Annotated in this window: 22 protein-coding genes and 2 tRNA genes; 11 read left to right on the top strand and 13 right to left on the bottom strand. The window is 69.3% G+C overall.

What is annotated here, in order from left to right:
* The first annotated feature begins 96 nt into the window (after positions 1-96).
* On the top strand, positions 97-414 hold the full coding sequence (locus tag HEP73_RS20080; RefSeq protein WP_003470247.1) for a DMT family transporter: 318 nt from the start codon (positions 97-99) through the stop codon (positions 412-414).
* 107 nt (positions 415-521) lie between these two features.
* On the opposite strand, the gene HEP73_RS20075 is transcribed toward HEP73_RS20080, so the two are convergent.
* Positions 522-1,034 carry a hypothetical protein gene (locus tag HEP73_RS20075; RefSeq protein ID WP_185821282.1) on the bottom strand — a complete coding sequence of 171 codons (513 nt, stop codon included), beginning with the start codon at positions 1,032-1,034 and terminating at the stop codon, positions 522-524.
* A 194-nt stretch (positions 1,035-1,228) separates the two neighbouring features.
* Positions 1,229-1,873 carry a 2-polyprenyl-3-methyl-6-methoxy-1,4-benzoquinone monooxygenase gene (gene coq7, locus HEP73_RS20070; protein ID WP_179569151.1) on the bottom strand — a complete coding sequence of 215 codons (645 nt, stop codon included), beginning with the start codon at positions 1,871-1,873 and terminating at the stop codon, positions 1,229-1,231.
* 216 nt (positions 1,874-2,089) lie between these two features.
* Between coq7 and rplM the strand changes: the two genes are divergently transcribed.
* Entirely contained in the window at positions 2,090-2,518 is a 429-nt protein-coding gene (gene rplM, locus HEP73_RS20065; protein ID WP_003470250.1) for a 50S ribosomal protein L13, read from the top strand.
* Positions 2,519-2,520: 2 nt separating this feature from the next.
* Complete coding sequence (gene rpsI / locus HEP73_RS20060) at positions 2,521-2,913, top strand: 30S ribosomal protein S9 (RefSeq protein ID WP_003470251.1); 393 nt, start codon at positions 2,521-2,523, stop codon at positions 2,911-2,913.
* 447 nt (positions 2,914-3,360) lie between these two features.
* Here the strand turns inward: rpsI and HEP73_RS20055 are convergent.
* Together HEP73_RS20055 and HEP73_RS20050 are read right to left on the bottom strand one after the other, a co-directional pair.
* A tRNA-Gln gene (locus HEP73_RS20055) sits at positions 3,361-3,434 on the bottom strand.
* A 44-nt stretch (positions 3,435-3,478) separates the two neighbouring features.
* Positions 3,479-3,555 (bottom strand) — tRNA-Met (locus tag HEP73_RS20050).
* Positions 3,556-3,675: 120 nt separating this feature from the next.
* Between HEP73_RS20050 and HEP73_RS20045 the strand changes: the two genes are divergently transcribed.
* From HEP73_RS20045 to bfr, 3 genes are all read left to right on the top strand, one after another.
* Positions 3,676-4,287: an RNA pyrophosphohydrolase gene (locus tag HEP73_RS20045; RefSeq protein ID WP_179569149.1), complete on the top strand. Its 612-nt coding sequence runs from the start codon at positions 3,676-3,678 to the stop codon at positions 4,285-4,287.
* 79 nt (positions 4,288-4,366) lie between these two features.
* Positions 4,367-4,576, top strand: coding sequence for a (2Fe-2S)-binding protein (locus HEP73_RS20040; protein WP_185814244.1), 210 nt, complete (start codon positions 4,367-4,369; stop codon positions 4,574-4,576).
* Positions 4,577-4,689: 113 nt separating this feature from the next.
* The gene (gene bfr / locus HEP73_RS20035) at positions 4,690-5,160 is read left to right on the top strand and encodes a bacterioferritin (protein WP_185814243.1); all 471 of its coding nucleotides are present in this window, start codon (positions 4,690-4,692) and stop codon (positions 5,158-5,160) included.
* 201 nt (positions 5,161-5,361) lie between these two features.
* On the opposite strand, the gene HEP73_RS20030 is transcribed toward bfr, so the two are convergent.
* The 3 genes from HEP73_RS20030 to HEP73_RS20020 are packed head-to-tail and all read right to left on the bottom strand — an operon-like array spanning position 5,362 to position 10,408.
* Entirely contained in the window at positions 5,362-7,830 is a 2,469-nt protein-coding gene (locus HEP73_RS20030; RefSeq protein WP_185821281.1) for a hybrid sensor histidine kinase/response regulator, read from the bottom strand.
* Positions 7,831-7,832: 2 nt separating this feature from the next.
* Complete coding sequence (locus HEP73_RS20025; protein ID WP_185821280.1) at positions 7,833-9,734, bottom strand: EAL domain-containing protein; 1,902 nt, start codon at positions 9,732-9,734, stop codon at positions 7,833-7,835.
* A 41-nt stretch (positions 9,735-9,775) separates the two neighbouring features.
* Positions 9,776-10,408 (bottom strand): DUF4126 domain-containing protein, encoded by a 633-nt coding sequence (locus HEP73_RS20020; RefSeq protein ID WP_185821279.1) that lies wholly within the window; start codon positions 10,406-10,408, stop codon positions 9,776-9,778.
* Positions 10,409-10,601: 193 nt separating this feature from the next.
* Between HEP73_RS20020 and HEP73_RS20015 the strand changes: the two genes are divergently transcribed.
* From HEP73_RS20015 to HEP73_RS19995, 5 genes are read left to right on the top strand one after another with little or no spacing between them, the layout of a single operon-like run.
* The gene (locus HEP73_RS20015) at positions 10,602-11,336 is read left to right on the top strand and encodes a DUF6776 family protein (RefSeq protein ID WP_185821278.1); all 735 of its coding nucleotides are present in this window, start codon (positions 10,602-10,604) and stop codon (positions 11,334-11,336) included.
* Between the two features lie 7 nt (positions 11,337-11,343).
* Positions 11,344-11,799, top strand: coding sequence for a bactofilin family protein (locus tag HEP73_RS20010; RefSeq protein ID WP_185821277.1), 456 nt, complete (start codon positions 11,344-11,346; stop codon positions 11,797-11,799).
* 31 nt (positions 11,800-11,830) lie between these two features.
* A complete protein-coding gene (gene erpA / locus HEP73_RS20005) occupies positions 11,831-12,217 on the top strand; it encodes an iron-sulfur cluster insertion protein ErpA (protein WP_053836095.1) in 387 nt (128 codons plus the stop codon).
* A gap of 48 nt (positions 12,218-12,265) precedes the next feature.
* The gene (gene nudC / locus HEP73_RS20000; RefSeq protein WP_185821276.1) at positions 12,266-13,198 is read left to right on the top strand and encodes an NAD(+) diphosphatase; all 933 of its coding nucleotides are present in this window, start codon (positions 12,266-12,268) and stop codon (positions 13,196-13,198) included.
* 59 nt (positions 13,199-13,257) lie between these two features.
* Positions 13,258-14,154: a hypothetical protein gene (locus HEP73_RS19995; RefSeq protein WP_185821275.1), complete on the top strand. Its 897-nt coding sequence runs from the start codon at positions 13,258-13,260 to the stop codon at positions 14,152-14,154.
* Positions 14,155-14,388: 234 nt separating this feature from the next.
* Here the strand turns inward: HEP73_RS19995 and HEP73_RS19990 are convergent, their stop codons facing one another.
* The 6 genes from HEP73_RS19990 to HEP73_RS19965 form a co-directional block, all read right to left on the bottom strand.
* Positions 14,389-14,796, bottom strand: a complete 408-nt coding sequence (locus tag HEP73_RS19990; RefSeq protein ID WP_185821274.1) for a DUF2752 domain-containing protein — start codon at positions 14,794-14,796, stop codon at positions 14,389-14,391.
* A gap of 5 nt (positions 14,797-14,801) precedes the next feature.
* Positions 14,802-15,137 (bottom strand): CD225/dispanin family protein, encoded by a 336-nt coding sequence (locus HEP73_RS19985; protein ID WP_185821273.1) that lies wholly within the window; start codon positions 15,135-15,137, stop codon positions 14,802-14,804.
* 88 nt (positions 15,138-15,225) lie between these two features.
* A complete protein-coding gene (locus tag HEP73_RS19980) occupies positions 15,226-15,645 on the bottom strand; it encodes a DUF2752 domain-containing protein (protein WP_185814233.1) in 420 nt (139 codons plus the stop codon).
* Between the two features lie 85 nt (positions 15,646-15,730).
* Positions 15,731-16,012 carry a CD225/dispanin family protein gene (locus tag HEP73_RS19975; protein ID WP_185814232.1) on the bottom strand — a complete coding sequence of 94 codons (282 nt, stop codon included), beginning with the start codon at positions 16,010-16,012 and terminating at the stop codon, positions 15,731-15,733.
* Between the two features lie 55 nt (positions 16,013-16,067).
* A complete protein-coding gene (locus HEP73_RS19970) occupies positions 16,068-16,355 on the bottom strand; it encodes a CD225/dispanin family protein (RefSeq protein ID WP_225210070.1) in 288 nt (95 codons plus the stop codon).
* Between the two features lie 105 nt (positions 16,356-16,460).
* On the bottom strand, positions 16,461-18,383 hold the full coding sequence (locus HEP73_RS19965; RefSeq protein ID WP_185821272.1) for an MFS transporter: 1,923 nt from the start codon (positions 18,381-18,383) through the stop codon (positions 16,461-16,463).
* Between the last annotated feature and the right edge of the window lie 162 nt (positions 18,384-18,545).

Here is an 18,545-nt window from a genome sequence, read left to right as displayed (position 1 = left end):
CCGCCACGCGGCGTTTGCGCTGCGACCCCTGCCGACGGCGGCCCGATGTGCAGACATCGGGCCGTTTTTGTTTTTATTTGTCTACGGAGACAGACAATGCCATGGATCTACCTGCTGCTCGCCGGCCTGTTCGAAATCGGCTTCGCGCTCGGCCTCAAGTACAGCGAAGGCTTCACCCGGTTGTGGCCGACCCTGGGCACGCTGGCCGGCGCCGGCATCAGCCTGTGGCTGCTGACCCAGGCGCTGAAGCACATCCCGCTGGGCACGGCGTATGCGATCTGGACCGGGATCGGCGCGTTGGGCACCGCGGCGCTGGGCATCGCGCTGTTCGGCGACAGCGCCTCGCCGGCGCGGCTGGCCTGTATCGGCCTGATCGTGGCCGGGGTGATCGGCCTGAAGCTGGTCCAGTCCTGAGCGTTGCCCGGTTCGCAGCCTGAGAAGCAAGCTCATGCCGTAGCCGTAACGCTTGGGGTGGGCGCAGCGGCGCCTGTGCCGGCGCGCGTGGTCCGAACGCTCGGTGCTCAGGCCACGGCGGGACGGCGGCGCATGCCGAGCACGCGTCCGATCAGCACCTGATGCGCGGCGGCGGCCAGCAGCGCGACGATCGACAGCGCGATCGCCAGGCGGGTCAGCACGCCGCCGAGGTTGCCGGCGTGCTGCAACTGGTCGAGGCGGCCGAAGCGCGACGGGTCGGCATTGGCGTAGGCGATCTCCACCGTGGCGCCGTCGAGCAGCAGCGGCGCGGCCTCGGCGCCGCTGGCCTCGAACGTGCCGCGGTGCAGCCGGCCCTTGCTCTCGAAGACATAGTGGAAGCGGTAATGCACCAGCGGCTCGGCATGCACGCCGAAGGCGCCGTCGGCGATCACCGGCACCGTGGCCACCGAGTGATCGGACAGGATCGCGCTGGCATGGCGGTAGTCGCCGAGCAGGTGGTACAGCAACGCGCCGCCGCCGAGCGCGAATAGGCTGGCGAACAGCAGGCGCGAGAGCCAGCGGGTCCGTGGCGAAGCGATGTGGGTGGAGCGTGCGGGCATGTCGGGTCGGAAAAGCGCGCGCAAGCGGCATGGCTCGGCGCAGTGGTGCAGCGGATAAAGGCGATGCCGGGATGGAACCGCCGGTCGCTGGAACAGGGCAAGCCGACGTGGAATCAGTCAGCTTTCGTTCACTTTAACCCGAATGCGCCGGCAATGCCAGCGCGACCGTTCGCGGCATGCCTGTCGCACCGTGCTCAGAGCCGGTAGGCGACCGCTTTCATCAGCCGCGAGGCGGCGGCCATCAGGCTCGGAATCGGTGCCGGCAAGCGCCGCGCGCCGGCCTGTTCGGCGTGCTCGGCATGGCGCGCCTCGTCGGCCTTCATCACCTTCAGCACGTCGCGGCTGCGCAGGTCGGCCGGCGGCAGGGTCTGCAGGTGCTCGTCCAGGTGCGCCTCGACCTGGCGTTCGGTCTCCACCACGAAGCCCAGGTTCCAGCCGTCGCCGCGCAGCCCTGCCAGGGTGCCGATCGCGTAGCTGCCGGCGTACCAGACCGGATTGAACAGGCTCGGGCGGCTGTCCAGCTCGCGCAGCCGCGCCGCGCACCAGGCCAGGTGGTCGGTCTCTTCCTGCGCCGCCTCCAGCAGGTGCGCGCGGGTCGCCGGGTCGCGTGCGACCGCGGCCTGGCCGAAATACAGGCCCTGCGCGCAGACCTCGCCGACATGGTTGATGCGCATCAGCCCGGCGGCGTGGCGGCGTTCGTCCGGCGCGAGCACCACGTCGGCGGTGGCCGCGGCCGGGTAGGGGCGTTGCGCCGGCGGATTGCCGAACACCGTTTCCAGCGCGCGCTGGGCCTCGACCAGGGCGCGGTCGAGCGGGGTATGCAGGCGGGGAGCCGTCATCGCGAGGGGCCTGGGAACGGTGGGGGACTCGATTTTCGCCCCGGCTCGCCGCGATGCCAAGCGCCGGCCGGCGCTGGCATCCCACACAGGGGGCGGACTTGCGCGTGCCTCTGCTGGCGCGTAGAATTACGCCTCTTGCGTTTTTGCAAGTCACAACGCGTGGCAAAGTTCAGGCAGCGTGCTGCCGGAATCCGCCCGACCAACCGAGTCTTCTTAATGAGCACCTTCACCGCTAAGTCCGAGACCGTCCAGCGCGACTGGTATCTCGTCGACGCCGCCGGCAAAACGCTGGGCCGGCTTTCCACCGAATTGGCCCGCCGTCTGCGCGGCAAGCACAAGCCGGTCTATACCCCGCACGTCGATACCGGCGATTACCTGGTGGTGATCAACGCCGAGAAGATCACGGTCACCGGCAACAAGCTCAACGACAAGAAGTACCACCGCTTCACCGGCTACATCGGCAACCTGAAGACCGAGACCTTGGCGCAGGCGCTGGAGCGTCATCCCGAGCGCGTCATCGAGATCGCGGTCAAGGGCATGCTGCCGAAGGGTCCGCTGGGTCGCGCCATGTACCGCAAGCTCAAGGTCTACAAGGGCTCCGAGCATCCGCATACCGCCCAGCAGCCGCAAGTTCTGGATATCTAATCATGGCTATCACGCAAAACTACGGCACCGGCCGCCGCAAGTCCTCCACTGCCCGCGTGTTCCTGCGCAAGGGCACCGGCAACATCACCGTCAACAACCGTCCGCTGGACGAGTTCTTCGGCCGTGAGACCGCGCGCATGATCGTGCGCCAGCCGCTGGAGCTGACCAAGAACACCGAGAGCTTCGATATCTTCGTCACCGCCGCCGGCGGCGGCACCACCGGCCAGGCCGGTGCGATCCGCCTGGGCATCGCCCGCGCGCTGGTCGAGTACGACGAAACCCTGAAGTCCGAGCTGCGCAAGGCCGGCTTCATGACCCGCGACGCCCGCGAAGTCGAGCGTAAGAAGGTCGGTCTGCACAAGGCCCGCCGCGCGACCCAGTTCTCCAAGCGCTGATCCACCGCGCCTGGCGAGGAATCCTTCGGGATTCCCCTGGGAGTACGCAAAAGCCCGGCTCCGGCCGGGCTTTTGTCGTTTTGGGCTTTAGTTTGGTCTTGGCGGGTAAGCGCTATCGAGGTGGTAGGTCCAAAGGATGGTGGTGGCTTTGGACTGCCCACGTCGATTGCAGTGCCCAAGGTAATGCGTCATTCAACAATATCGTCAATCGAGCGCGGCCTGCCCGCAGGTCAAGGCTTTACCGCCAACCTGCATCAAAGCGTCTGGTGAAAAGCCCCCTTGGAGTCCAAAGGGGCGCGCCGACAGGCGCGGGGATGTGGAGAGGGAAGGCCGGGGCCCGCACCTTGCGCAGCAAGGTGTGGGGCGCAGGCGCAAAGCGCCTGCGCAAACCCGCAGCCAAACACCAAAAAAAAGGCCGATCGAAAGATCGGCCTTTTTTTTGGTGTTTGGCTGCCCCGGATGGATTCGAACCACCGATGCCTGAGTCAGAGTCAGGTGCCTTACCGCTTGGCGACGGGGCAATGTCGCAGATCGCAATTATCGCACGCTTGCCGCGTGGACACCATGGTGGCTATGGGTGGACTCGAACCACCGACCCCAGCATTATGAGTGCTGTGCTCTAACCGGCTGAGCTACATAGCCTTGGTGAACCGCCAATTCTTATAGGAAATGGGGCGGCTGTCAACGGGTTTTTGCCGCGCTTGTGGGCCGGACGCAGCCATGGCAGAGTCGGACCCAGTAGATTTTTCAGGAGTCCGCATCGTGATCGATCCGGACGGTTATCGACCGAACGTGGGCATCGTGCTGATGCGGCCGGACGGTCAGGTGTTCTGGGCACGTCGCGTGCGCCGGGATGGCTGGCAGTTCCCGCAAGGCGGCATGAATACCGACGAGACCCCGGTCGAGGCCATGTACCGCGAGTTGCGTGAAGAGACCGGGCTGTTGCCCGAGCACGTCGAAGTGCTCGGTGCGACGCCTGGCTGGCTACGCTATCGGCTGCCCAGCCGCGCCATCCGCCGCAACGAACGCCAGGTGTGCATCGGCCAGAAACAGGTCTGGTTCCTGCTGCGCATGCAGTGCGACGAGAGCGAATTGAACCTGGAGCTGACCGAGACCCCGGAATTCGACCATTGGCGCTGGGTCGACTTCTGGTATCCGGTGGAGCATGTGGTGCTGTTCAAGCGCGGCGTGTACGCCCGCGCGCTGCGCCACCTGGCGCCGTTGGCGCAGAGCATCGCCGGGCCGGGCATCCGCGCCATGCCGACCCTGGCGCAGGAAGCGTGGATGCCCGGCAACAACGCCGGCCACGAGCGCCCGCGCAAGCGGCCGCGCAAGCGCGGCGGTCCCCTGGTCGCCCGTATTAATAACGATTAACGGTCGGAATTGACAACCATTCTCACTTTGGGTTGAATGGCGGCAGGCGCAGTCCGCGCCGTCCGCCGCCAACGCCATCGTGTACGTCTGCATCTGCAATGGGGTTACCGATCGCCAGATCCGCGAAGCCGCCGACGCCGGCTGCCGAAGCGTGTCCGAGTTGACCATGCGCACCGGTTGCGGTGCCACCTGCGGTTCCTGCCTGGACATGGCCGGCGACCTGCTGCAACGCGCGTTGCTGCGCGAGTTGCCGTTGCCCCTGCTGGGCGGCATGGCCCGCGCCGCCTGAAAGCGGCGTCCCCGCGGCGCGGATGCGCAGCGGGATGATCACGATTCGCGTTCCTTCACGGCTACGGCCGATTCGCTAAAGTCTGCGCTTTCCACGTATTAGCGAGCACTGCGATGAAGGGCGACAGCAAGGTCATCGAGTTCCTCAACAAGGTCCTCTACAACGAGTTGACCGCGATCAACCAGTACTTCCTGCACGCCAAGATGCTGAAGAACTGGGGGCTGAAGGAACTGGCCGAACACGAGTACAAGGAATCGATCGACGAGATGAAGCACGCCGACAAGTTGGCGGATCGCATCCTGTTCCTCGAGGGGCTGCCCAACTTCCAGGCGCTGGGCAAGCTGCGCATCGGCGAGAACCCGAGGGAAATCCTCGAGTGCGACCTGGCGCTGGAGCAGGACGGCACCACCACCTTGCGCGACGGCATCGCCTACGCCGAGTCGATCCAGGACTACGTCAGCCGCCAGCTGCTGGCCGACATCCTGGAGTCGGAGGAAGAGCACATCGATTGGCTGGAAACCCAGCTCGATCTGATCGGCCGCATCGGCGAGCCGAACTATCTGCTGACCAAGCTCGAGGACTGAGCCGGGCTTCTGCCGGCGCCTGTCCACAGGCGCCACGCGTTGCCGCCTGGCCGTGTTGTGGTCCGCACTCGGGCCAGGATCAGGTAGCCACGGATGCTGGCATCCCTGTAGGAGCGGCTTCAGCCGCGACAGGCTCTATCCGGAGGTGCCCACAGGATCTGTCGCGGCTGAAGCCGCTCCTACAGGGCGGGGGGCGGCCGTCTACGGCGCGGTGCTTTCCGCGGCGTCGCGCAAGGTGTTGCGGTAGCCCTTCAAGGCCAGCCGCGCACGCGCGAATTCGGCGATGACCAGCGCCACCGCGACCGCGGGGCGCTCCAACTGATGGGCGCGCACGCCGGCCTCGATGCGCGCGGCGGCGGCCGACAGCGCCAGTGCGCCGACGTTGGCGGCCGAGGACTTCAGCGTATGCGCCGCGTCGCGCAACGGGTCCAGTTGCGGGATCGCGGCTGCCTGCTCCAGGCGCTGGATCAGCTGCGGCGCATCGTCCAGGAACAGTTCCACGATCTGCGCGGTGGTCGCGCCGCCGGCGAGTTCGCGCAATTCGTCTAGCACCGCGATATCCAGCACCGGCAACGGGGTCGGCGGCAGCATCGGCGCTGTGTCGGCGACGCTGACAGCGGGCGTGGCGGCGACAGCGGCGGTTGGTGTCGGCGCTGCCGCGTTTTCTGCAGTCGCTTCTTCCGCGTCCGCCGACAGCGCGACATCCGCCAGCGCGGCATTCACCGGCATGGCATTGGCGGCACGGTGCGGCAGCCAGCGCTGCAGGCATTCCGCCAGCAGTTCGCGGTTGACCGGCTTGGACAGGTAGTCGTCCATGCCGGCCTCCAGGCAGCGCTGGCGGTCGCCGGCCATGGCGTTGGCGGTCATCGCCACGATCGGCAGCCGCGGCCGTCCCGCCGCCGCTTCGGACTGGCGCCACTGGCGGGTCGCGGCATAGCCGTCCACGACCGGCATCTGGCAGTCCATCAGCACCAGGTCGTAGGGCTGCGCGTCCAATCGCGCCAGCGCGGCGGCGCCGTCCGTGGCGCTGTCGCTGCGATAGCCGAGCACATCGAGCAGCTTCTGCGCGACCAGCAGGTTGACCGGGTTGTCCTCGACCAGCAGCAGGCGGTAGTCGGCGGGCGGCGAGGCCGGGCCGGCAGCGGTGTCCAGCTCCGGTTCGGTGGCGATCGCCGAGGTTGGGGTTGGTTCGGCGGCGTGCGCGGGGTAGAGCGCGTCATCGGGCGAGGCCGGCTCGACGCTGGCAGCGGGGGCCGCCGCTGCCAGCGCGAGCATCCCGCGCAGGTCCAGGTCCGCCGCCTGCCGCGACAGCAGCGCGCCGTGCGCGCGGATCTCGTCGGGAATCTCCACTTCCCCGTACAGCCAGATCAGGCGTACGCCATGCGGCGCCGGCAGGCGCCCGACGGCACGCTGCAGCGCGCGTGCGCTCTGGCGCAGCCCGTCGAGGTCGCCGATCACCAGGTCGTAGGGCGGCAGCGCGGGGCCGGCGGCGCGCAGCCGCTCCAGCGCTTCCTGGGTCGAGTCGACCTTGCTCAGCTGCACGCCCCAGTTCGGCAGTAGCGCTTTCAGGCGCTGGTACAGGCGCAGGTCGGCGCCGACCAGCAGCGCGTGCAGCCGCGGCAGGCCGCCCTGGAGTTGCGGCAGGTCGCCGATCACCTTCAGCAGCGGGATCTCGAACCAGAACGTGGCGCCCTGGTCGCTGCCCGATTCCACGCCGATGCGCCCGCCCATCAAGTCGACGATGCGCTTGCAGATCGCCAGCCCCAGGCCGGTGCCGCCGTACAGGCGGGTGGTGGAGGCATCGGCCTGGGTGAAGGAGCGGAACAGCCGTTCCTGCTGCTCGGCGCTGATGCCGATGCCGGTGTCGCGCACTTCCAGGCGCAGCAGGTGCTGCGCCGGGGTCTCGCCGAGGCGGCGCACGCGCAACTCCACGCTGCCGCGCGCGGTGAACTTGATCGCGTTGCCGATCAGGTTGCTCAGCACCTGGCGCAGCCGCACCGGGTCGCCGCGCACCGGCAAGCGCACCGCCGGATCCAGCTGCAGGTTCACGCGCAGGCCCTTGGCCTCGGCCGAGCGCTGCATCAGCTGCAGCACGCCGTCGAGCAGGTCGCGCAGGTTGAAGCTGGTGATCTCCAGCTCCAGCCGGTTCGCTTCCAGCTTGGAGTAGTCGAGGATGTCGTCGACGATGCGCAGCAGCTGCAGCGAGGAGTCGTTGGCGGCGCGCAGCATCTCGCGTTGCTCGGTGCCGAGCTGGCCGCGCGCGATCAGTTCCAGCATCGGAATGATGCCGTTGAGCGGGGTACGGATCTCGTGGCTCATGGTGGCCAGGAATTCGCCCTTGGCCATCGCCGCGGCCTCGGCGGCCTGCTTGGCCTGCACCAGCTCCCGCTCCAGCCGTTCGCGCAGGTGCACGTCGCGCTGCAGCGCGTCGCGTTCGGATTCGGCCAGTGCGGCGCGCGCCAGCGCCGCGTCCAGTGCGCCGGCCTGCTGCCGCGCGCGCCAACCGGCCACCACCGCCAGCAGCGCGGCGATGCCGATGCACAGCGGGGCCAGCAGATGCCAGGGCGGCGGCGGGGCCAACACCGGCACCGCCAGCAGCGCGCCGACGACCGCGCTCGCCGCGCTCGACGCGGCCAGCCACGGCAGGGGCCGGCGCCGGCGTGCGGGCATCGCTACAGCACCGCGTTCTGGAAGTCGAAGTTCAGTTCGTCGCCGACCGACTGCACCAGGTTGCCCTGGATGAAATCGACTCCGCCCATCCACATCGCCGCGGCGGCCTGCGCTTCCTCGATCTGCTGGCCGATGATCAGCAGCCCGGCGCGGTGCGCCAGGTCGATCGCGGCGCGCAGCTGGTCGCGCAGTGCGGCATCGGCATGCGCGTTGGCGAAGCGCGCCGACAGGCGCAGGTAGCCCAGCGGCAACTGGCTGAGCAAGGCCTCGGCCTCGGCGCCGGGCTCGAACTGGCTGAGGCAGAACTGCACGCCCAGCGGCATCAGCCGGGCGCAGAACTGCTGCAGCGTCACCGTGTGGATCAGCGCGTCGTCCAGGCGCAGGTCGATCACCAGCGAGGTGCCGGTGACGCCGCGGCGGCCGATCGCCTCGACCAGCCAGTCGGCGAAGGCGCCGCGCGCCAGCGTGCGCGAGGACTGCGACACGAACAGGCGCAGCGGCGGCGTGGCGTGCTGGTACAGGTGCAGCAGGCCGAGCGCGTGGTCCAGCACCTGCTGGTCGAGGTCGGCGATGCGCCCGCCGGCCTCGGCCGCGGGCAGCACCTGCCCGGCCGACAGCAGCGTGCCGTCGCGCTGGCGCAGGCGCAGCAGCACCTGGTACTGCGCGGTATCGCCGCCGGCGACGGCGACGATCGGCTGGTAGGCCGGCTCCAGCTGGCCTTCGAACATGGCGATGCGGCCCAGGTCCTCTTCCTCGCGCGGCGGCGCGTACGCGGCCACGCCCTGCGGGTGCAGGCGCGCCTGCAGCGCGGTGCGCTCGACCGCTTCCAGCGCGCTGCCGGCGTCTTCGAACCCCTGCGCCAGGTCGGCATAGCCGATCGCGCAGCGCAGGTGCACGGCTTCGTCGTCGCGCAGCGGAAACGCGTGGCTGGCCAGGGCTTCGCGCAAGGCCTGGGCGCGCTGCCGCAGCGCGTCCAGGTCGCTGTCCTGGGCCAGCAACAGGAAGCTGTTGTCGTTGAGCCGGGCCAGCGGCTGCGGCGCGGTGACGCTGGCCAGGCGGCGTCCGGCCTGGGTCATCAGGCGTTCGAACGCGGCGTAGCCGTAGCGTTCGCGCAGGCCCAGCGCGCTGGCGATCTCGATGAAGAACAGGCCGCCGCCGGCGCGCGTGCGCAGCGACTCGCCGAGCAACTGCAGCACGTGGGTGCGGGTCGGCAGGCCGGTCTCCGGATTGTTCAGCGGCGCGCCGTCGCTGGCGCTCTGCTGCGCCTGCTGGCGCGCGCGGCGGATGCGGTTGGAGACCGCGGCGATCAGGTGCCGGGGGCGGATCGGCTTGGTCAGGAAATCGTCGGCGCCGCTGTCCAGCACTTCGTATTGCAGCTCCGGATCCGGGTCGCCGGTCAGGAACACGATCGGCAGCAACTGGTGCTGCGGTTGCTGGCGGATCAGCGCGGTCAGGCGCATGCCGTCCAGGCCGGGCATGTGCAGGTCCATCAGGATCAGGTCGGGGCGGTATTCGGCGATCGCCTGCTGCACGCCTTCGGCCTGCATCTCCACCTGCGCCTGCATGCCGGCGCCGTGCAGCACGCTCTGCGCGAACAAGGCCTGCGAGCGGTCGTCCTCGACGATCAGGATGCGGTACGGCGCGTCCAGCGGTTGCGGCGGCGCAGCCGCGTCGCTGGCCGCGCTCGGCGCTGCGGGGGGGGCGGTGTCGTGGCCGGCGGCAGCGGCAGCTGTGCCGTCTTCCGCACTCGGCGCCAGGGCCAGGTCGGGCGCCGGCTCTGGCGCGTCGGGCACGGCGTCGGCGGCCCAGCGCCGCCAGTAGTGCGGTGGCGGGGTCTCGGCACGGACGTTGCGCGAACGCGGATCGTCGCGGCTGGAAAGTGGTGCGGTGTCTCTTGCGGCCATCGCGTCTTTATCCTGGTGCGCGCGCAATTATGCGATGAAGTTCACGAAGACAGGGAGCCCTTGTGGCCCGGACCGGCAACGGCGGCGTCCGCGGGCACCGCCAGCAGGCGGCGGACGCCGCGCCACAGCGTGCGCCACACCCACCACACCAGCAGCGCACCCAGCACGCTCGCCCCAAGCAATACGGCCAGCGCCAGCCACGGATGCACCAGGGCCAGCGCGAGCGTGGCCAGGACCACCGAATCCTCGGTCAGCGAGGCGATCCAGTTGCTGGCCGGTTCCGGCGAGGTATTCAGCAAGGCCCGCGAACCGGCCTTCAGCACATGGCTGGTAAGCGCGACGCCAGCACCGGTGGCCAGCGCGCCGGCGCCCAGCTGGCCGTCCTGGGACAGCGTGGCCGCGGCCAGGAACGCACCGGCCGGGATCCGGGTCAGGGTCTGCAGCAGGTCCCAGACCGAATCCACGCCGGGAATCTTGTCGGCGAAGAACTCGGCCAGCGCCAGCGCGCCGGAGGTGCCCAGCACCCACCACGACTCGGTGGCCTGCAGCGCCGGCGGCAAGTCCAGCCAGCCGAGCAGGCCGGCCACGCCGATCCCGAACACGGTCAGGTAGACGCGGATGCCGGCCAGCCAGGCCAGCAGGATGCCGATTACGAAGAGGTGGGCGTCGGTCATGGCGAGGCGCTCCTGCAGATGCGCGGGTGGCGGCCACTATCGGCCAAGCGTGCGGCGAAGGCCAGCGCACAGGCCGCCGCCCGCGCCGCCGCTGCCGGCAACGGCAAGCTACGGCGCGTGGCTTACACTAGCCGGCCGGCCGACCCCCCGCGAGGATCGACGCCGCTGCCGCCTCGGTGGCGCGGCTTTGACGATGAACCGACCCGTCCCCCGTTTCCAGATCGTGCCCAACGGCGCCGCGCCCGTGCGCGGACGCGGCCTGTGGCTGCTGATCGTCATCGTCTGGCTGTTGTCGCTGGCGGGAACCTGGCTGCTGGCCAGCCGCCAGGCCGCGCCGGAACTGGGCGAGGTGAGGACGCAACTGCGCCAGGCCGACGCCAAGCTGCAGGCGCAGCAGCGGCAGATCGACACGCTCAACCAGCGCCAGGCCACCCTGGCCCGCTCCGACCAGATCAGCCGCGCCGCCAACAACGAGGTGCAGAGTTCGCTGGCCGAGCGCGACGAGGAGATCGCCGGGCTGCGCGCCGACGTGGCCTTCTACGAGCGCCTGGTCGGCGCCACCAGCCAGCGCAAGGGCCTGACCGTGCATTCGGCCGAGTTCTCGGCCGAGGCCGGCGGCACCTGGCACTACAATGTGGTGCTGACCCAGAACCTCAACCGCGGCGCGATCAGCCAGGGGCAGATGCGCCTGACGGTGGAAGGCGTGCGCGGCGGCAAGCTGACCAGCGTGGGCTGGGACGAACTGCACCAGAAGAGCGGCGTGCCCGGGCAGGACTATTCGTTCCGCTATTTCCAGCAGTTGGACGGCAGCGTGATCCTGCCCAAGGATTTCACCCCGCAACGGGTGCGAGTATCGCTGTCCGGCGGAGGGGCGCCGGTCACCCAGAGTTTCGATTGGACATTGGCCGGCAACGGCAAAGGGGAGTAGGCAGCTTATGTTCGGAAGCAACAAGAACGGCCGCAGCAGCGGCCAGACCGTGGTGGATACCCTGATCGGCGCGCAGGTGGTGATCCGGGGCGACCTGGTGTTCAGCGGCGGCCTGTACGTGGAAGGGCGCATCCTCGGCAAGGTGCTGGCCGAGGACGGCGCGCCGGCGACGCTGACCCTGTCCGAGCATGGCAGCATCGAGGGCGAGGTGCGCGCGCCGATCGTGATCATCAACGGCCAGCTGACCGGCGACGTGCATGCCGCCGAGCGCGTGGAACTGGCGCCGAAGGCGCGGGTGCAGGGCAACGTGCACTACCAGGTAGTGGAGATGAACGCCGGCGCGCAGCTGACCGGACGGCTGATCCATTTCGGCAGCATGGCCGCGCTGGCGCCGCCGGAGCCGTCGCACGAGGAACCGCAGGCCGCGCCTGCGCAGCGCGCGCTGACCGCGGCGGATGCTTGATTCGGCTCCCGGCCGCCCCCATCCTGCAGCCATGAGCACTCTCGTTTCCCTGCCCAGCGCCGCGCCCGCCCCCGACTACCAGTCGCTGGAGCGGCCGCTGAACTTCACCCAGGCCGCCGCGGCCAAGGTGCGCGAGCTGATCCGCGAGGAAGGCAACGATGCGCTGGCGTTGCGCGTGTACATCCAGGGCGGCGGCTGTTCCGGTTTCCAGTACGGCTTCGAGTTCGACGAGAACCGCGCCGAGGACGACCTGTCGGTACGTACCGACGAAGTCACCCTGCTGGTCGACCCGCTGAGCCTGCAGTACCTGATGGGTGCGGAAGTGGATTACAGCGAAGGCCTGCACGGCGCGCAGTTCGTGATCCGCAACCCCAACGCCAAGACCACCTGCGGCTGCGGCAGCAGCTTCAGCGTGTAGACACGCTGCGGCTTGCGGGATGCGCGGTTTGCCTGCACCCTGCGCCGCATGCCCGAACTGACGCCTGTTTCCTTCGCGTTCGCCGACGCGGTCATCGACCGCGCCGATGCGCTGCGCAACGATCCCGAGGCCTTGCGCCGCGCCTGGCCCGCCGCGCACCTGCTGCTGCTCGATGCCGACGGCAACGCCTACGCCGATGCGCACGGCCAGCCATTGGCGCTGACCGGCGCCGCGCTGGGCGATAGGGTCGAGCAGGCGATCTTTCTCGGCCTGCGCGATGGCCAGGCCTGGTTCGCGGTGGCGGCGAGCATGCTCGACGCAGACCTCGACCCGCCGCAGCGCATGGACCTGCGCCGCGCCGCCGCCGAGTGGCCGGCATTCGCGTCCGGCCTGTTCGCCTATGCCCGCGGCATGCTGCATTGGCAATCGCGCACCCGCTTCTGCGGCGTCTGCGGCGGCGCCATCGGCTTCCGCCGCGGCGGCTTCCTCGGCGTGTGCGCGCAATGCGCCAGCGAACACTATCCGCGCGTGGATCCGGCGGTGATCGTGGCGGTCAGCGATGGCACGCGGCTGCTGCTGGGGCGCCAGGCGAGCTGGCCGGCGCGGCGCTATTCGGTGATCGCCGGCTTCGTCGAGCCGGGCGAGTCGCTGGAGCAGACCGTGGCGCGCGAAGTGGCCGAGGAGACCCAGGTGCGGGTGCGGCCCGGCAGCTGCCGCTATTACGGCGCGCAGCCATGGCCGTTCCCCGGCGCGCTGATGCTCGGCTTCAGCGCGCTGGCCGAGCCCGACGCGCCGCAGGTGGATGGCGAGCTGGAAGACGCGCGCTGGTTCGAGCGCGACGAGATCGGGGCCGCCCTGCAGCGCGCCGCGGAACAGGGCGACAGCGCCGACGACGGCCATGGCCTGCGCCTGCCGCCGGGCATCTCCATCGCGCGCGCGCTGGTGGTGGACTGGTACCGCCGCGGCGGCGCGCACGCGTAGACCGCCAGGCCCCGCCGGCGTCCGCCGCACACGCTTCAGAACGGTCCCGGAGGACCTGCATGTTCACTACTCTCGTCGCTGTGATCGTCGCCCTGGTGCTGGGCCATATCGCGCCCGGCATGGTGGCCTCGCTGCGCCGTTTCGATGCATATGGCGACTGGCTGTCGTGGCTGGATGCGCACGGAGGCGAAGGCAGCGGCTGGCGCGGCCGCTACGGCATCGCGCTGGCACTGCTGCCTGCCTTGCTGCTGGTAGGGCTGCTGCAGTGGCTGCTGGCCGCGCCGCACCTGGGCCTGCTGGCGCTGCTGTTCGGGGTGCTGGTGCTGGCCTTCAGCTGGGGTCCGCGCGATCTGGATACCGATGTGGAAGCGGTGATCGAGGCCGACGACGTCGCCGCGCGGCGGGTGGCGGTCGCGCACCTGCATGCCGATGGCGGGCCGCCGCGCGAGGATCCGGCGGGACTGGTGGAGGCGGTGGCGGTCAGCGCATTGCGGCGCTGGTTCGCGGTGCTGTTCTGGTTCCTGCTGCTGGGGCCGTTCGGCGCGCTCGGCTACCGCCTGCTGGCGCTGGCCGCGGTCGGCCCGTACGCGCCGCGGCTGCCGTTGGCCACCGCGCTCGGCGCGCGCACAGTGCTGGCCGCGATGGAATGGCCGGTGGCGCAGCTGATGACCTTCTCGCTGGCGCTGGTCGGCAATTTCGAGACCGTATTCGGCGCCTGGCGCGCGGCCGGCGGCAATCGCTGGCAGCTGGACAGCGCTTTCCTCGGCCCGGTGGCCTGCGCCAGCGTGCGTGGCGAACTCGACGACGAGGCGCACGACTACAGCGATGCCGGCATGGCGGTGCCGGTGCTGCGGCGCCTGCCGGAATTGCGCGATGCGATGAGCCAGATCTGGCGGGTGTTGCTGCTGTGGCTGGTGGTACTGGCGTTGCTGGTGATCGCCGGCTGGGTCAGCTGACTAGGGCGTGTCATCGATTCCCGAGTAGGTCGCGTTGGGTCTGTCAGGTTGCCAGCCGGTGCTGCGTGGCGCAGCGCCTGACTGGCGGTCAGGTCAAGCCGCGCGGTGCCGGCTGGCGGCCTGACAGACCCAACCCGTAGGGCCACTCTTGCGCGTGCACGCTGCCGTGCCAGCGCCGACATGAACGCGCATGCGCGAGAGCGGCGCGAGCTGCTCGGGGATTGATGACACGCCCTAAGTCGGCGCGAGCAGGGTGAACGGGAGCCACGGCAGGTTGCGCGCGATCCAGTAGCCGGGCAGCGCCAGCAGCCAAAAATTCGGCCGCGACAGCAGCGCGACCACCGGCGCGAACCACGCCGCGCGCCAGCCCGCCTTCCAGGCGATCAGGCCCGGCAGCACGGCCAGGCCCAGCATCGCGCCGGGGTTCATCGCGAAGGCACCGACTAGATCCAGGTGCACCAGCGCGTGCAGGGCGCGGGTCATGCCGCAGCCGGGACAGTAGTAGCCGGTGAGCGCATGGAACATACACGGCGCGAACGGATTGTCCACGGCGTTGGGGTCGAACCGGTACAGCAGCGCGCCGCCAGCCGCCGCGAGGGCGGTGGCGGCGCCGAGGCACGCCCGTCGTTGCCAGGCGCGCATGCCGATCAGCTCATGTGCTGCATCTGGTTCACGTATTCCATGTACTTCTGCATGCCGCCGGTGGCGACCATGCCGATGTTGAGCAGCACGCCGATGATGGCCATGGCGGTGGTCACCCAGCACCAGGTCTTGGCGTTGTTGGAGGCGCGCCGTGCGCCGTCCAGGTCGCCCTGGTTGAGCAGCCCGTTGACCTTGCTGGAGAACACGATCGCGACGATGCCCGGAATGATCGACGGGCAGCACAGGCAGAAACCGAGCACCGTGGCGATGATCGCCCAGGCCAGATGATTGGGAATCGCGCCGGGGGCGGACGGCGGCGTGACGGGGCTGACGGTGCTCATGTGTGGATCTCCTTGAGGGGCTATGCGCTGGGCATGGGACCAAGTCTAGACGAGGTGGCCGCCGCGCCTCCATCTTTCGGCGCCGCGCTCAGTGCGGCGCGAGCAGCGTGAACGGGTACCACGGCAGGTTGCGCAGCACCGCGTAGCCGAGCAGCAGCCACAGCCACAGGCGCGGATCGGCGAGGATCTTCAGCAGCGGCGCCAGCACGCGCATGCGCAGCCCGGCGGCATTGAGCGCCATGATCGCCAGCAGCGGCAGGGCCACCACCAGCAGCGGATTGGTCGCCATGGCATGGGCGAGATCCAGGTGCACCAGCGCGTGCAGGCAGCGGGTGCTGCCGCAGCCCGGGCAATACAGGCCGGTGAGCGCGTAGAACGGGCACGCAGGCAAGGGATTGCCCGGCACATTGGGATCGACCCGGCGCAGCACCAGTGTCGCGACCACGGCGGCGCCGCTCAGCGCGGCCAGCGGTAGCCAGCGGGGCAGGGGGCGTCCGCGCAGGAACATCGGCGACGGAATCGTGGGTAACGGAATCGTGGAGCGATCGAACAGGGCCGCCGCTGCGCGCGGCAGCGGCGGCCCGGATCTTCGATCAGGCCGTGGCCGACTGCTGCATCATGCTCATGCCGCCCAGGGCGAACAGGAAGATCAGGTACAGCACGACCAGCACCACCCAGGCGACGACCGAGTAGATCGCCCACTTCTTGGCCTTGTCGGCCGATTCGCGGGCGCCGGTGACGTCGCCGGCGGCGAGCTTGGTGTTGACCTGGGCGGCGAACACGATCGAGACGATGCCCAGCGGCAGGCAGCAGAACAGCGTGCTCAGGATCGCCCAGACCAGATTGTTGGACACTTGCGGTGCGGTGGTATTCATCCGTGTTACTCCGGTTGCGTGGTGGAACGAAGAAAAAACGAGAAAGCGGGTCGGCTCACTGCCCCAGCGCGCTGCTGAGGATCGCGATGCCGCCGAACAGCAGGAACCACAGTGCGAGCAGGATCGGCGCGGCCAGCGCCGACCACATCGCCCACAGGCCGGCCTTGCGCGAGGCGTCGCGGGCGCCGGCCACATCGCCGGCGGCGCGCTTGCCGTCCACCTGCGAGGCATAGACGATCGACACCACGCCCAGCGGCAGGCAGCAGAACAGCGTGGACAGGATCGCCCACACCAGATTGTTGGGGACGTAGATGCCCGCGCCGTTGGGCGGTGGTGGCGGCAATACCTGACTCACTGATCGACCCCTGAAATGGACGCCGCTGCAGTACGCAGGCGTCTCCCCGGCGCCTAATCTACCCGAAGCGGCGTTTTCAGGCACCCCGCAGGTTCACGCGGCGTCCCCGCGCAACTGCCGCACCTGCGTTTCCAGCAGTTCCGCGCTGACCTCGGCGGCGTCCACCGGCGCGCCGGCGATCACCTCCACGTGCGCGCGGAAGCGCCGCGGCACGCGCATGCGCCGCAGCCGCGAGTCGCGCTTGCTCCACATGCTGGTCCACATGTTGCGCAGCGCCATCGGCAGCACCGGTACCGCGCGGCGCTCGACGATCTTCTCCACGCCCGACTTGAACTTGGCGATCTCGCCGTCCTTGGTCAATGCGCCCTCAGGGAAGATGCACACCAGCTCGCCGTCGGCCAGCGCCGCGTCGATCTCGTCGAACGCGCGCTGCATCAGCGCCGGGTCCTCGCGCGCGCCGGCGATCGGGATCGCCTTGGCGGTGCGGAAGATCCAGCGCATCACCGGGATGTTGAAGATGCGGTAGTACATGACGAAACGCACCGGCCGCGGGATCGACGCGGCCAGCACCAGCGCGTCCATGTAGCTGACGTGGTTGCACACGATCAGCGCCGCGCCCTCGTCGGGCACGTGCCGCTCGATGCCGTGCAGGCGCAGCCGGTACAGCGCGCGCACCATCACCCAGCTGAGGAAGCGCATCAGGAATTCGGGGACGATGCTGAAGATCCAGATCGCCACCACCGCGTTGGCGATGGCCAGCGCCAGGAACACCTGCGGGATGCTCAGCCCGGGCATCGGCACGCGCACGCCGAACAGGGTCAGCTGCTGCATCTGCAGCGCGATGCCGACCATCGCGGCGATGACGATGAACATCGAGTTCTGGATGTTGAGCCCGGCGATGACCCGCGACAGCTCGGCCTTGGGCGTGCGGCTCTGGATCAGCGCGAACAGCGGCACCACGAACAGGCCGGTGCACAGGCCGATGCCGACCAGGTCGAGCATGATCCGCCAGCTGCCGGCCTGGTGCACGAACTGGCCGATGCCCAGCCCGGCCTGCAGCGCGCCGCCGGGGCGGGCGAAATACAGGTCGAGCATGAACGCGCTGATGCCGAACGCGCCCAGCGGCACCAGGCCGATTTCCACGGTGCGCCCGGACAGCTTTTCGCACAGCAGCGAGCCGGTGCCGGTGCCGATCGAGAACAGCGCCAGGGCGAAGATGTACAGGTCCTGCGCGCCGCCGAGATTGAGTTCGGCGTAGGTCGGCAACTGCGCGGTCAGCACCGTGCCGATGAACCAGAACCAGGACACGCCGAGCACCGCGTTGCGCACCGCCAACTGGCGCCGGGTCAGGCGCATGATCGCCAGCGACTCGGGCAGCGGATTCCAGTTGATCTTCAGCTCCGGCGCGCCGGCATCGACCTTCGGGATCAGTCGCGCGACCAGGTTGCCGGTGACCGCCAGCGCGATCACCGCGGTGGCCGCGGCGACCGGGCCATGGCTGCCGGCGATCTGGAAGATCAGCCCGCCCAGGATCATGCCGCACAGGATCGAGATCGAGGTGCCCATCTCGACCAGGCCGTTGCCGCCGGTCAGTTCTTCCGGCTTGAGCACCGAAGGCAGGATCGAATACTTCACCGGGCCGAACAGCGTGGACTGCAGGCCGGTGCAGAACAGCGCGACCAGCAGCACCGCCATGTTCTCGGTCAGGAAGCCGACCGCGGCCAGCGACATGATCGCGATCTCCATCGTGGTGGTGATCACCACCAGCCGCGATTTCTCCAGCTTCTCGGCGATCTGCCCGGCCAATGCCGAGAACAGGAAGTACGGCAGGATGAACAGCGCCGGCGCCAGGTTGGTGTACAGCGTGCGCTGCTCGGGGGTGACGCCAAGATAGAACAGCAGGCCGATGATCGCCTGCCGGTAGACGTTGTCGTTGAACGCGCCCAGCCCCTGGACCACGAAGAACGGCAGGAAGCGGCGCTGTTTCAGCAGGGCGAACTGGCTATGGCCGGACATGCAGGCTCCTTGGCGAACGCGCGCAGCCTAGCAGGTTCGTTGCGCGGCGGAGGCGGCGCCGCGGAGCGGGGCGTGCCGCGGTACGGGGTGTGTCGGTGGTGGGGTCTGCGGGGTTTGCGCGTGTTGCCGTTTTTGGAGGCGCGGGAGGGTGGCGTGTTTCGT

It is taken from the genome of Xanthomonas sp. GW, assembly GCF_014236815.1.
Classification (GTDB): domain Bacteria; phylum Pseudomonadota; class Gammaproteobacteria; order Xanthomonadales; family Xanthomonadaceae; genus Xanthomonas_A.
This window is presented reverse-complemented; position numbering and strand designations above follow the sequence as displayed.